The organism is Streptomyces aurantiacus, assembly GCF_027107535.1.
GTDB lineage: Bacteria > Actinomycetota > Actinomycetes > Streptomycetales > Streptomycetaceae > Streptomyces.
Genome location: NZ_CP114283.1, coordinates 6532828 through 6545681, shown reverse-complemented (window position 1 = coordinate 6545681; position 12854 = coordinate 6532828). Strand labels below are relative to the sequence as shown.

14 protein-coding genes and 1 tRNA gene are annotated in these 12854 nt (G+C 70.9%); 4 read left to right on the top strand and 11 right to left on the bottom strand.

The genetic code is table 11. The annotated features are described in order from the left end of the window. Positions 1-36: 36 nt before the first annotated feature. The 7 genes from O1Q96_RS31280 to O1Q96_RS31250 form a co-directional block, all read right to left on the bottom strand. A complete protein-coding gene (locus O1Q96_RS31280) occupies positions 37-693 on the bottom strand; it encodes an isochorismatase family protein (RefSeq protein WP_269251352.1) in 657 nt (218 codons plus the stop codon). Between the two features lie 262 nt (positions 694-955). Beyond that, the gene (locus tag O1Q96_RS31275) at positions 956-1774 is read right to left on the bottom strand and encodes an SAM-dependent methyltransferase (RefSeq protein ID WP_269251351.1); all 819 of its coding nucleotides are present in this window, start codon (positions 1772-1774) and stop codon (positions 956-958) included. Positions 1775-1819: 45 nt separating this feature from the next. After that, the gene (locus O1Q96_RS31270; protein WP_269251350.1) at positions 1820-2491 is read right to left on the bottom strand and encodes an HhH-GDP family DNA glycosylase; all 672 of its coding nucleotides are present in this window, start codon (positions 2489-2491) and stop codon (positions 1820-1822) included. Then, the gene (locus O1Q96_RS31265; protein ID WP_269251349.1) at positions 2488-2826 is read right to left on the bottom strand and encodes a DUF3140 domain-containing protein; all 339 of its coding nucleotides are present in this window, start codon (positions 2824-2826) and stop codon (positions 2488-2490) included. The genes O1Q96_RS31270 and O1Q96_RS31265 overlap by 4 nt, the downstream gene beginning before the upstream one ends. Before the next feature lie 89 nt (positions 2827-2915). Continuing rightward, entirely contained in the window at positions 2916-3395 is a 480-nt protein-coding gene (locus O1Q96_RS31260) for a Dps family protein (protein WP_269251348.1), read from the bottom strand. Beyond that, complete coding sequence (locus O1Q96_RS31255) at positions 3392-3652, bottom strand: WhiB family transcriptional regulator (protein ID WP_269251347.1); 261 nt, start codon at positions 3650-3652, stop codon at positions 3392-3394. Before O1Q96_RS31255 ends, O1Q96_RS31260 begins: the two co-directional genes overlap by 4 nt. A 44-nt stretch (positions 3653-3696) precedes the next feature. Beyond that, the gene (locus O1Q96_RS31250) at positions 3697-4506 is read right to left on the bottom strand and encodes an alpha/beta hydrolase (protein WP_269251346.1); all 810 of its coding nucleotides are present in this window, start codon (positions 4504-4506) and stop codon (positions 3697-3699) included. 153 nt (positions 4507-4659) lie between these two features. Between O1Q96_RS31250 and O1Q96_RS31245 the strand changes: the two genes are divergently transcribed. The 3 genes from O1Q96_RS31245 to O1Q96_RS31235 all read left to right on the top strand — a co-directional run bounded on the left by O1Q96_RS31245 (position 4660) and on the right by O1Q96_RS31235 (position 8218). Next, entirely contained in the window at positions 4660-5433 is a 774-nt protein-coding gene (locus tag O1Q96_RS31245) for a sulfite exporter TauE/SafE family protein (RefSeq protein WP_269251345.1), read from the top strand. Between the two features lie 136 nt (positions 5434-5569). Next, positions 5570-7405, top strand: a complete 1836-nt coding sequence (locus O1Q96_RS31240) for a glycoside hydrolase family 15 protein (RefSeq protein WP_269251344.1) — start codon at positions 5570-5572, stop codon at positions 7403-7405. A gap of 66 nt (positions 7406-7471) precedes the next feature. After that, positions 7472-8218 (top strand): cobalt-precorrin-6A reductase, encoded by a 747-nt coding sequence (locus O1Q96_RS31235; RefSeq protein ID WP_269251343.1) that lies wholly within the window; start codon positions 7472-7474, stop codon positions 8216-8218. Between the two features lie 12 nt (positions 8219-8230). On the opposite strand, the gene O1Q96_RS31230 is transcribed toward O1Q96_RS31235, so the two are convergent. The 3 genes from O1Q96_RS31230 to O1Q96_RS31220 form a co-directional block, all read right to left on the bottom strand. Continuing rightward, positions 8231-10330 (bottom strand): MDR family MFS transporter, encoded by a 2100-nt coding sequence (locus O1Q96_RS31230; RefSeq protein WP_269253792.1) that lies wholly within the window; start codon positions 10328-10330, stop codon positions 8231-8233. 126 nt (positions 10331-10456) lie between these two features. Next, positions 10457-11254, bottom strand: a complete 798-nt coding sequence (gene cobF, locus O1Q96_RS31225) for a precorrin-6A synthase (deacetylating) (protein ID WP_269251342.1) — start codon at positions 11252-11254, stop codon at positions 10457-10459. An 85-nt stretch (positions 11255-11339) separates the two neighbouring features. After that, positions 11340-11855 (bottom strand): DUF309 domain-containing protein, encoded by a 516-nt coding sequence (locus O1Q96_RS31220; RefSeq protein ID WP_269251341.1) that lies wholly within the window; start codon positions 11853-11855, stop codon positions 11340-11342. A 100-nt stretch (positions 11856-11955) separates the two neighbouring features. Here O1Q96_RS31220 and O1Q96_RS31215 point away from each other — a divergent pair. Beyond that, positions 11956-12029, top strand: a tRNA-Pro gene (locus tag O1Q96_RS31215). 232 nt (positions 12030-12261) lie between these two features. Here O1Q96_RS31215 and O1Q96_RS31210 read toward each other — a convergent pair. Continuing rightward, positions 12262-12627 (bottom strand): ankyrin repeat domain-containing protein, encoded by a 366-nt coding sequence (locus tag O1Q96_RS31210; protein WP_269251340.1) that lies wholly within the window; start codon positions 12625-12627, stop codon positions 12262-12264. Positions 12628-12854: the final 227 nt, after the last annotated feature.

The window sequence follows — 12854 nt, the reverse complement described above, 5'->3', positions numbered from 1 at the left end:
CCCGGCCTCTCGTGCGGGAATCCGGGCAGGAGGCCGTCACATGCTCTGTGCCGCCCTGCCGTGCAGGAGGTGACGGATCAGCTCGTTGGTGGTGCAGACGACACCGGTACGCGCGATCCACCGCAGCGCCATGGAATGGTCCTCGGAGGAGAGGTCGGCCACGGCGTCGGCCACGACGAACGGCTGGATGTCGTGCATGAAGGCGTCCGCCGCCGTGAGCAGTATGCCGAGGTGCGCCCGCACTCCGCAGAGGATCAGCTGGTCGCGTCCCTCGGAGCGCAGCAGCCTGCCGAGATGGCTGCGGAGGAAGGCGTTGTGGCGCACGTTGACCAGCAGGTGTTCTCCCACCCGTGGCGTGAGCGACGAGACGACCGCCGAGTCCTCGCCGGACTCAGGGCCGCCGGCCGGGACCCAGCTGTCGGTCAACAGGCCTTGCCCGCCGGGCCGTTCGGCTGGTTCGGTACTGAAGACGATCGGCATGCCGAGGGTGCCCGCGAGTTCGCGCAGGGTCGCGATGTTGTCGATCAGTTCCACGACGGGGGAGCAGTCGGGCGGGAAGGCCTGGACGAAGTGGTTCTGCATGTCGTGCACCAGCAGTGCGGCCCGTGCCGGGTCGATCGTCCAGGGTGGGCCGGACGCGGGGACCGCTGAACGGTCGGGCATGGAGTAGGAGTTGACGACTGGTACGGCCATGGGCGGACTCCTCCCTGACGGCGTGGGCGTCCGAGCCCCGTCCAGGTAAGTTAGCTTAGCCTAAGCTAACTTACCTGGCGGTGTGTCGTCAGGCGCTCGATCCGGCCGTGCACGGGTGACGCCACGATGAGGCCGTCTTCACCGCTTGCTGTCGCGCCACGGCGGAGCCCACGGCGTCAACCTCGCGGCGGACGGGGGATGTCTCTTGCGGTGAGGTGGGCAACAGGGGCGGCCCTCGCCCGACAGGACGGGCGGGTGCGTCTCAGGAGACCTTGCGTGCCACGCCTCCGTACAGCGACACCGGAGCGTCTGCCTGTGGGGTCTCCTCGCCCACCGCGAGGTCCGGACGCCACCGGGGCAGCGAGACGACTCCGGGATCGACGAGTTCGAGCCCCTCGAAGAAGCGGGCTACGCCCGCGAGCGGGCGCGGCACGAGCGACAGTCCACCCGCCGCGTACATCTGAACGCCGCGCTCCACGGCCTCCGGTTCGAAGTCCGCCGTCATCATCGACAGCGCCACGTAGCTTCCGGCCGGCAGTGCGTCGATCAGGTCGCTCACCAGGTCGTACGCCCCCGACTCGTCGGGGACGAAGTGCAGCAGCGCCACCAGCGACAGGGCGATGGGGCGGTCGAAGTCCAGTACGCGTGCGGCCTGTTCGAGGATGGCGCCCGTCTCCCGCGCGTCCGCCTGGATGTACTCGGTCATGCCCTCGTCGGTGCCACGCAGCAGCGCGCCCGCGTGGGCCAGCACGATGGGGTCGTTGTCGACGTACACGATGCGCGCGTCGGGCGCCGTGGCCTGCGCGATCTGGTGGAGATTGGGCTCGGTGGGAATGCCCGTACCGATGTCGAGGTACTGGCGGACGCCCGCCTCCTGAGCGAGCCAGCGGGTGGCGCGGTGCATGAAATAGCGGTTGCTGCGGGCCGTGTACGCGGCGTTCTCGTCGAACCCCGTTATCTGCCGGCCCAGTTCCTCGTCGACCGGGTAGTTGTCCTTCCCGCCGAGGAGCCAGTCGTACACCCGTGCCGGATGGGGCCTGCTGGTGTCGATCCGTCGGAGGGGGGACTCGGTCCCGGTCATGCTGTGCTCCTCTGCTCGGCCTGGTGTGCGAGCAGTCTGGCACCTTCACCCGGCGCGGGAGCGCGGTTTCCGTGTCTGCCGCAGACAGTCCTCCACCACGGCCCTGTCGAGCGCCGCCCGCACCAACGCGGCTGCCAGGACTGCGGGTTCGGTGTCCCCGGCGAGTTCCACCAGCCGGTCCGGCCGTTCTGGCAGCCCCAGACGGGCCGCGCCCTGCAGGGCCTTCGCGTCGAGGTGGGGCGACACCTCGGGCCAGACCCGCTGCACCTCGCGCAGGAAGATGTCCACACCCGCGGGGCCCAGGCCCGGTATCTCCCGCAGCAGGCCCCGCAGTTCGGCCGGATCGCCGCCCGCAGCCTCCCGCATCCGGCGCAGATCCCCTCCCCAACGGGTCAGCAACAGCTCGGCGCCGTCGCCCAGTTGGGTCGCCGTGCGCTCGTCGTAGCGCCGGTAGCCACCCCGGCCCAGCGCGTCCACCCGCTCCTGCCGGCCGGCATCGGCCATCCGGCGTGGATCGCGCAGCCCGGCCTCGTGCAGGGCGCGGCTGGTCGCGAGGGCGACGGAACCGCGGATCCGTGCGCTGAGGAGACAGGCCATGACCAGGGTCCGGTACAGCGGCTGCGGTGTGTTTTGCAGCCGGATGCCCGCCTCCTCGGCGAACGTGCGGCCGTGCTCGGCGACCAGGGTTTCGAGCACCCTCTCCGCCTCGGCGGTCATGCCGGCGGCTTGAGCGGATCGTGGCCCAGCGTCATCAGCCGGTGCCGACGGCGGGTCTTCTCGGCCTCGGGCCCGTGCTCCTGGTCCGTCCCGGCCGTGACGGTGTCCACGACCTCGTACATCACGTCGAGGTCGTCGTCGGTGAGATCGGTGCGGCGCTTCTGCAGGATGGCCAGGACATGCTGGCCGGTGGGTGAACCCGCGTGCTCGGGCACCGGTTCCGACCCCTCGGCCGCGTCGCTCACCCGCAGCCAGGCGGCCAGCTCCTGCGAGGTCATGTTCACCGCGCGGTGGAACTCGTCCCACAGCGCGTCGAGTTCGAGGGCGTCGGCCATGACGGGCCCCTTTCGTCCGTGCGCGTCCTGTCCGTGCGTGTCCGTCCGTCTCCGGCGTACGAGAGCGTCGCTCGCGCGCCTCGCGGACGTCAGGTGCGCGGCCAGTTCTCGGCCTGGAACATCCAGCGGTGCTTCTCCAGCTCCGCGGTGAGGCCGATCAGCAGGTCCTGGGTGACCGGGTCGGCCTTCTCCGTGGCGCCGATCCGCTCCCGCAGCCGTCCCACGGCCGCCTCCAGCGCCTCGACGATGACACCGACGGCCTCGGTGTCCTGGACCCAGCCCTCCTTGGGGCCCTGCGGCGCGGCCGTCGCCGCGACGGTCTCGGGGCGGCCGTCGGGCGGCACACCGAGCGCCGCCGAGCGCTCGGCCACGGTGTCGGCGTACGAACGGGCCGTGGTGACGACCTCGTCCAGCTGCAGATGGATCGAGCGGAACCTCGGGCCCACGATGTTCCAGTGGGCCTGCTTGCCGATGAGGGAGAGTCCGAGCAGGTCCACGAGGGTGCTCTGCAGGGCTTCCCCGACCACCTGGCGCGCCGAGTCGGACAGGGTGCTCTTCACCACGGTCATGCGGCACTTCTCCCTGATGTCTGCGGGCGGCGGTTGGTGCGGAGCAGCACGGCGCGTTCCTCCTCGCCCGTTCCGCCCCAGACGCCGGAGGTCTGGCCGGTGGCGAGGGCCCAGTCGAGGCAGGGGCCGGCCACCGGACAACGGGCACAGACGCGCTTGGCGGCGGTGGTGTCCCGCAGCGCGGGGCCGGCCATACCCACGGGAAAGAACAGCTCGGGGTCCTCGTCCACGCAGGCCGCTCTCCGCAACCACTCCATGCGGCCCCGGGTGCCCAGAGCGGATCCGTGGAAACACCCGCATTTCAGGCCGCGAGCACACCGTCCACGAACCGCGTCACGTCCGCGAGGACCGTGTCCCTGTGCGTCTCGTTGAACACCTCGTGCCGGGCGCCCGCGTACACGCGCTCGCTCCACTCGGCGCCGCGCAGCTCCTCCACGCCCGCCCGGCTGGCGGGCAGCGGCACGATGCGGTCGTCGTCCCCGTGCAGCCACAGCAGCGGAAGCGCGCCGATGGCGCCGCTCTTGGAGATGGTCTCCAGCGTGCGGACGAAGGCCTCCAGCGTGGGGCGCTTGAACGGCCCGTGCCACACGAGGGGATCCGCCACGTACGCCAGGCCGACCGACGGATCGCGCGAGAGCGCTGTCGGGTCGATGGGGACCTCGGGCAGCGGATCGAGCGCGAGCAGCTGATGGAGCGCCTCCCAACGGCCGATCACCGGCCCGGACAGGACGAGCGCGGCCAGCCCGTCTCCGTACCGCTGGGCGTACCGTGCGGCGACGAGGCCGCCCATGGAGTGGCCGATCAGCACGAGGGGCACCCCGGGGTGCGCCGCCCGGGCCAGCAGCTCCACCGCGCGGACGTCGCTCACCACGTCCTCGAAGTCCTCGATCAGCACCCGCTCGCCCGCCGACCTCCCGTGCCCCATGTGGTCGGGCCCGAACACGGCCGCACCGTGCCCGTGCAGTACGTCCGCGACGTACTCGTAGCGGCCGATGTGCTCCCCGTAGCCGTGGACCAGCAGTGCCACGTACCGCGGCCGTTCCCGTGGCCACTCACGTACGGTGATGCTGCTCCGGGTGCCCGTGAGGGTGTGCTCGCGGGAGTCGGCCATGGGGTCCTCCATCGGCGTCGGCGAAGCTTCGGGGACGATCTTCCCAGGGGACGAGGAGGGGGTCCAGGGCGCGACACCGGCGACGGCGGCAGGGGCCACCTGTCGAGACGCTCCTGACGCGGCCGGATACGTGGGCATAGCATCGGCCCTCGCATGAACACCATGACGCTCTGGCACATCACCCCCTGGGAGTTCGTCGCCCTCGCCGCCGCGGCCATGCTCGTCGGTTTCTCGAAGACCGCCGTGAGCGGGGCCAACACGGTCAGCCTCGCCATCTTCGCGGCGGTCCTGCCCGCCCGGGCGTCCACGGGGGTGCTGCTGCCCATCCTGATCGTCGGCGACGTCCTCGCCGTGCTCACCTACCGGCGGCACGCGCACTGGCCGACGCTGTGGAAGCTGTTCCCGGCGGTCGCCGCGGGAGTGGTCGTCGGCACGGTGTTCCTGATGTGGGCCGACGACGCGATGGTGAGGATGTCGATCGGCGCCATCCTCCTGCTGATGGCCGGCGTCACCGTGTGGCGCCGCCGGAAGTCCGACGCGGACGAGGAACCCGACTCGTTGGCCACGCGGACCGGCCGGATCAGGGCCCGCTCCTACGGAGTACTGGGCGGCTTCACCACGATGGTCGCCAACGCGGGCGGCCCGGTGATGTCGATGTATCTCCTGTCGGCGGGCTTCCGCAAACTCGGCTTCCTGGGCACCTCCGCCTTCTTCTTCCTGATCGTCAACGTCTCCAAAATCCCCTTCAGCGTCGGCCTCGGTCTCATCGACGGCCACTCGCTGCTGCTGGACGCGGCCCTCGCGGCCTTCGTCGTGCCGGGCGCCTTCCTCGGCAAGTGGGCCGTCGACCGGATCAACCAGCGGCTCTTCGAGCAGCTGGTCATCGCGGCGACCGTGCTGGGCGGGGCCCAGCTGCTCCTGCGCTGACGCCCGGCGCGGCCGGGCGGCGGAGGCGGGCAAGCGGACGCAATGCGGCCGTTTGTCGTTTTCGTCGCGCCCGGGGCCCACCGCACCTAGGCTGTAGACGTCAAAAGCGCGTTCCCGGGGCAGGGAGGCTGCGGCCATGTCCGAGGCGTCCGCCCACCAGGATCCACCGGCATCCGCCGGCTATCTGCCGATCGCCGACCACGGCCTGATCGGAGATCTGCGCAGTGTGGCCCTGGTCGGCACCAACGGCACGATCGACTGGTACTGCTGCCCGTCCTTCGACGCGCCCAGCGTCTTCGCCTCGATCCTCGACGCGGACCGGGGCGGATCGTTCGAGCTGGCGGCCGCCGTGCCTGCCCGGACCAGGCAGTTCTACTTCCCGGACACCAACGTCCTGGTCACCCGCTTCTTCACCGAGGACGGCGTGGGCGAGGTCCAGGACTTCATGCCGGTGGACGGCGACGCGACCGAACCGGACCGGCACCGGCTGATCCGGCGTGTGCTGTGCGTACGCGGCTCGATCCCCTTCCGCGCGCGGGTGGCCCCGCGCTTCGACTACGCGGCGCAGCCGCACACCGCGCGGCTGCACGACGGCATGGTCGTCTTCGAGTCCGCGGACCTCTCCCTCGCGCTGACCGCCACCGAGCCGCTCGAATGCGACGGCCTCGACGCGACGGCCGACTTCAAGCTCCGGGAGGGCGAGTCGGCGGTCTTCGCCCTCGACCAGGTCAGCGGCGACATCCAACCCCGCTGCTGCCCACGCGCGGAGGCGGAGGAACTGTTCGGCGCCACCGTGGCGTTCTGGCGGCAGTGGCTGACCGCATCCCACTACCGCGGCCGCTGGCGGGAGATGGTGCACCGCTCCGCACTGACCCTCAAACTGCTCACCTACGCACCGACCGGCGCGATCGTGGCCGCGGCCACGACCAGCCTGCCCGAACAGCTCGGCGGCGAGCGCAACTGGGACTACCGGTACGTGTGGGTACGCGACGCGGCCTTCTGCGTGTACGCCCTGCTGAGGCTCGGCTTCACCAGCGAGGCCGAGTCGTTCATGGCCTTCGCCGCCCGCCACATCAGCCCCGGCGACGGGCACCCCTCGGGCCCCCTGCAGATCATGTACGGCATCGACGGACGCACCGACCTGACCGAGCGGGAGCTGCCCCACCTGGAGGGGCATCAGGGCTCCGCCCCCGTCCGGATCGGCAACGCGGCGGCCGACCAGCTCCAACTCGACATCTACGGCGCCCTCATCGACTCGGTCTACCTCTACGACAAGTGGGCCCAGCCGATCTCCAGCGACCAGTGGGATGACATCTGCGCGCTGGTCGACTGGGTGTGCGAGCACTGGGACCAGCCCGACGAAGGCGTCTGGGAGACCCGCGGAGGGCGCAAGAACTTCCTCTACTCCCGGCTCATGTGCTGGGTGGCGATCGAGCGGGCCATCAGGCTGGCCACCCGCCGTGGACTGCCCGCGGACATCGTGCACTGGCGCGGCACCCGCGACACGATCTACCGGCGGATCATGAAGCGCTGCTGGTCACCGAAGCGGCAGGCGTTCGTCCAGCACGAGGACGACGACGTCCTCGACGCCGCGGTGCTGATGATGCCCCTGGCCAAGTTCATCTCGCCCACAGATCCGAAGTGGCTCTCCACGCTCGACGCGCTCACCGAGGACCTGGTGTCCGACTCCCTGGTCTACCGCTACGACCCGAAGGCCAGCCCCGACGGCCTGCGCGGCGAGGAGGGCACCTTCTCGATCTGCTCCTTCTGGTACGTCGAGGCGCTGACCCGGGCCGGACGGCTCGACGAGGCGCGGCTGGCCTTCGAGAAGATGCTCACCTACGCCAACCACCTCGGCCTGTACGCCGAGGAGATCAGTCACACCGGCGAGCAACAGGGCAACTTCCCGCAGGCCTTCACCCATCTCGCGCTCATCAGCGCCGCGTTCAACCTCGACCGTGCCCTGGGCTGACAGCGTCCGGCGGGGGCGGCGCCCCGCCCCCGCCCGCCCCGGCCTCCGCCCCGTAGGCTCGACGTCATGTCCCCGCACGTGCTGGTCCTCGGCGGTACCACCGAGGCGCGTGAACTGGCCGCCGCCCTCGCCGCCGCACCCGGCGTGCGCGTGACCACCTCCCTCGCGGGGCGCGTGTCCAGGCCGGGGGAGCTCGACGGCGAGGTACGCGTCGGCGGGTTCGGCGGGGCGGAAGGCCTCGCGCGGTGGCTGCGAGCCGAGCAGGTCGACGCCCTCGTCGACGCCACGCACCCCTTCGCGGCGGGCATCACGGCGAACGCCGCACGGGCCGCCGCGGCCACCGGTGTCCCGGCCGTCGTCCTGCGCCGCCCGGGCTGGCGACCGGCGCCCGGCGACCGCTGGCATGGTGCGGCCTCCCTCGCCGAAGCCGCCGCCCTGCTCCCGCCCCTCGGCGACCGGGTCTTCCTCACCACGGGCCGCCTGGGCCTCGCGGCCTTCGCCCACCTGCACCGACCGCACTTCCTCGTACGCTCGGTGGAGCCCCCGGACCCGCCGATGCCGGCCCGTACGCATGTGCTGCTGGCCCGGGGCCCGTTCACCGTGGAGTCCGAGACGGCTCTCCTGCACGAGCACCGCATCGACGTGCTCGTCACCAAGGACAGCGGCGGCGGCGCCACCGCGGCCAAGCTGACGGCCGCTCGCGCGCTGGGGCTCCCGGTCGTGGTCGTACGCCGCCCCGCACTGCCGGACGGGACGCAGGCCGAGCCGGACGTGTCGTCGGTACTGGCGCGGCTGGGCTTGCGGACGACGTAGCGCCCTGGGGGCCTACCGGCTCTTCGCCACCGCCGGCGCCTTGGTGAGGGTCTTGGGGAGCGAGCCCGCCGAGGTGTCGTGGGTCAGGTCCTCGACCAGCAGGCGTTTGGCGATGGTGTCGACGGCGGCGCGGAGGTCCTCGCCCGAGGGGCGGCCGAGGTCCTGCTCGACGCGGTCGGCCAGCCAGTCGGCCCACGCCTCGCTGATGACCCGGGCCTCCCGCGCGCCGGCCTCGGTGTGCGAGAAGAGGGTGCCCTCGCGGGTGAGGTAGCCCTCTTCGACCATCCGCTGGAAGACCGGCACGAGGACCTCGGGGGGCAGGTGGCGGCGGGCGGCGATCAGGGTGAGGCCGGCGTGGCCGACCATCCGGGTGAACAGCTCGACCTGCATCACGGCCCAGGCGCCCGCGATGTCCAGCCGTGTGTCGGCCCCGGTGACGAGCCGGCGCATGGTGTCGAGGCTCGTACCGCCGATGATCTTTCCGACCGTGGCCTCCAGCCGCTGCCGGCTGTCGGCCGCGGACGGGGTCGCGAAACCCTCGCCCATGTCGGTGGACCCCATCCGTGCGCTGTCACGCAGCTCCACCTGCTTGAGGAACAGGGCGACGACGAACCCGAGCAGTGCCACGGGCACGGTCCACAGGAAGACCGTCTGGAGCGTCTCGGCATACGCCTCGACGAGTGGCGCCGCGGTCCCCGACGGGAGTCTGTGCAGCCCTTCCGGACTGGTGGCCGCCCCGGTGAGGGCCGCGGGATCGGTCCCGCTCGTGCGGGCCGCCGCCGCCACGCCGTCCGCCAGGTTCGGCTGCAGGGTGTTGGTGTAGATCGTTCCGAAGACGGCGGTGCCGAACGAACTGCCCAGCGTCCGGAAGAAGGTGACGCCCGAGGTCGCCGTACCCAGGTCGGTGTAGTCGACGGTGTTCTGCACGGCGATGGTGAGGACCTGCATGCACAGGCCGATCCCCGTACCGAGCACGAACATGTAGAGCGAGGAGAGCCAGGTGCTGGTGTCGCTGCCCATCCGGGACAGGAGGTAGAGGCCGACCGCCATCACCAGGGAGCCGGCGATGGGGAAGACACGGTAGTGACCGGTCTTGCTGACCACGTTGCCGCTGAAGACCGACGCGATGAGCAGGCCGACGACCATGGGCAGCGTGCGTACGCCCGAGACCGTGGCCGAGTCGCCGTCCACGTACTGCAGGAAGGTCGGCAGGAACGTCATCGCGCCGAGCATCGCGAAGCCCACGATGAAGCTGAGGATGGAGCAGACGGTGAAGACGGGGTTGGCGAACAGCCGCATCGGCAGCATGGGCTGGGCCGCGCGGGTCTCCACCCAGCAGAAGGCGGCGAGGGCGACGACACCTCCCGCGAACAGGCCGATGATGACGGGCGAGCTCCAGGCGTACTCGTTGCCGCCCCAGCTCGTCGCCAGGATCAGGGCGCTGGCGCCGACCGCCACGAGGGCGATGCCGAGGTAGTCGATGACCGGCCGGGACGGCGACTTCACCACCGGGATCGTGCGGGCCGCGGCCACCACGACGAGGATCGCGATGGGGACGTTGACGTAGAACGCCCAGCGCCAGGTGAGGTGGTCGGTGAAGAGGCCGCCGAGCAGAGGGCCGATCACGGTCGCGACGCCGAAAACCGCGCCGATGGCCCCTTGGTACTTGCCGCGCTCCCGCAGCGGGATCACATCGGCGATCAGGGCCATCGCGGTGACCATCAGACCGCCCGCGCCGATCCCCTGCACGGCCCGCCAGGTGATCAGCAGCGTCATGTTCGAGGAGAGGCCGCACAGGAACGAGCCGGTGATGAAGATGATCGCCGACGCCTGGAAGACGATCTTGCGGCCGAACAGGTCGCCGAACTTGCCGACCAGTACCGTGGCGACGGTCTCCGCCAGCAGGTAGCTGGTGACCACCCACGACATGTGCTCCGCGCCGCCGAGGTCCGACACGATCGTCGGCAGCGCCGTGCCCACGATCGTCTGGTCCAGCGCGGCCAGCAGCATACCCAGCATGATCGTCACGAAGACGACGTTGCGGCGGCGCTTGTCCAGCACGGGAGGCTGCGCGGCGGATGCCTCGGCGGTGGGCGGCCCGGCGGTGTCCATGGTCGTCACACCCGTCAGCTTCACATCGGCCGGTGGGGCGTGCATGCGGGGCAGTCCGCACGGGGTGCGGGCCGCCGCCAAGGACGTCTAGGAGGGGCGGCGGCGCCCCCGGGACGTGCTCCCGGTTCAGTCCGACCCGGAGACGTCCTGGCCCCGCGGGTGCCTGCGCAGCAAGTACGTGTCCATGATCCAGCCCTTGCGTTCACGGGCCTGCGCGCGGAGCTCGGCGATGCGGGGAGCCGTCTCCGCCAGAGGGCCGGAGGCGAGAATCTCGTCCGGGGTGCCCAGATAGGCACCCCAGTAGATGTCGATGTCCTGGTCGCCGCCCGCGTACCGCTGGAACGTCTGGTGGGCGTCCAGCATCACGACCACGTCGTCGACGCCCTCGGGGAAACCCTCGGCGAGCCGGCGGCCCGTGGTGATCTGGACGGGCCGTGCCACGCGGTTGAGTCCGGTGCGATGGCGGGCCACCAGGGACGAGACGCTGCTGATGCCCGGCACCACGTCGTAGTCGAAAGCGACCTCGCCCCGATCGAGGATCTCCTCCAGGATGCCCAGCGTGCTGTCGTACAGAGAGGGGTCACCCCAGACGAGGAACGCGCCGCTCTCGTTCTCGCCGAGCTCCTCGGCGATCAGCCGCTCGTAGATGTCGGCGCGGGCGCTGCGCCAGTCCCCGACGGCGGGGGAGTAGCCCGCGCCCCCGGCGGCGCGGTCACGCTCGGGGTCGCGCGCCTCCACCGTCCGGTACGCCCCCTCCGTCAGGTGCGCGTCGAGGATGTCGTGGCGCAGCTGGACGAGGTCCGACTTCAGCTCGCCCTTGTCCAGGATGAAGAACACGTCCGTGCTCCTCAGCGCCTTGACGGCCTGCAGAGTCAGTTGGTCCGGGTCGCCCGCGCCGATGCCGATGACATGAATCTTTCGCACGCCCCGAGTCTGCCGCACGGCGTCGCGGGCCCGGTCACCGCACCCGCTCACCCACGCGCAGAGGGGCCGCACACCGCCAGGCGACTCACCGGGAGACGTCCCCGCGCAACCGTGGCGCCCACGTCCGCGCGTCCACCGCCGCGTCGTCCCGCTCCACGACGTCCGCCAACTCGCGCGCCCAGGCCGCGAGTTCGGCCAGCGCCAGCCCGTACGGATGTGACGTCCCGGAGCCGGCGCCCCACTCCTCGACCGCGCCGGCCCCACGACGCAGCAACCGCGCGCCGCCCGTCACGTTCCCCCTGGCCGCGTGCGTGAGCCCCACCGCGAGTTGGGCGAGCCCACGCCACAGCGCCCGCTCCTCGTCGGGACCCGACTTCCAGGCGTCCTCGAAGACCTCGTGCGCGTGGAACGGCTTGCCCGCCTCCAGCAGCGCCTGCGCCTCGGTGACCGTCTCCCCGGGGGCGCGCACCACCCCCTCGGGCTGCCGCTCCACCCCGTCCACCCCGTACGGCAGGGGCCGTCCGAGTCCGTCCCGGGGCCGCGCGTTGCGCGCCCGCCCCTCCGTGTCCCGGTCCCGCTCGTCGTCAGAAGTGCTGCTCATGCACCGATTGTCCCTCGCACCCCGTCGTCTTCGAAGGAGCCCCGGGTGTGGGGTAAGGTTCAGTTCGCGCGATCACGCGGTTCACCGCGGCGAGGCGCATCGGGACGTGGCGCAGCTTGGTAGCGCACTTGACTGGGGGTCAAGGGGTCGCAGGTTCAAATCCTGTCGTCCCGACTGGAGACAGTTGCAGGTCAGGGCCGGTTTCGGAGGCATTCGAAACCGGCCCTTGATCAGTTTTTGGGGACCGGTTGGGGCCGGCATCCTTGCTGGCAAGGACTGACACGGTGCGGGCCGGAGTCAATTCGGCTGGAGACTCACGGCGCAACCACGGAGTATGTCCGACGGCGTTGGCGAGCACGCTTCAGATGCAACCGTGGGCAGGTGTGTGCCCTGCAGAGTGGCCACATCACGGATTGAGTGGTCGGCGCGGCTTCGACGACGCCGGCCGCGCGGCTCGCCAGTTGATGTGGGCCCGCAGCAGATTCACCGCCAGGTCGTGACCGTACTGGACGGCCACGTCCAGCGGTGTGCGACCGTCTGGATCCGTGAGCTCCGGATCAGCGCCGAAGGCCAGCAGCACAGCAGTGATGTGAACCGTCAGCGGCTCACCGCTCTGCAGCGAGCCGTCGCCCTCGGCATCGATGGCGTGCGTCAGCAGCGTCATGTTGCTGAAGACCTCGTCGGGATCAGCACCGTCTGCCAGTAACCGTGCCAGGACCTCCGCATTGTCGTGCTCGACCGCATCATGGGCAGGCGTCCGGTAGTCACTCACCAAGGCATTCAACCGTCACCACGCACCGTCTGCCAGCGACTGTCTCCACCGTCAAGCACCAATTGAGATGACGTCCAAAGCCTGTTGGGCGAGAGGTTGTGGTCCAGGCGGGAATGGTGCTGTCGTCGGCGTTCAGGTTGTTCAGGTCGTTCGGCGATCGACTGCCTGCTGGGCGAGTCGGGATGGCGCCACCACCGGAGAGACTCGAACGGATGCATGTCATTCGA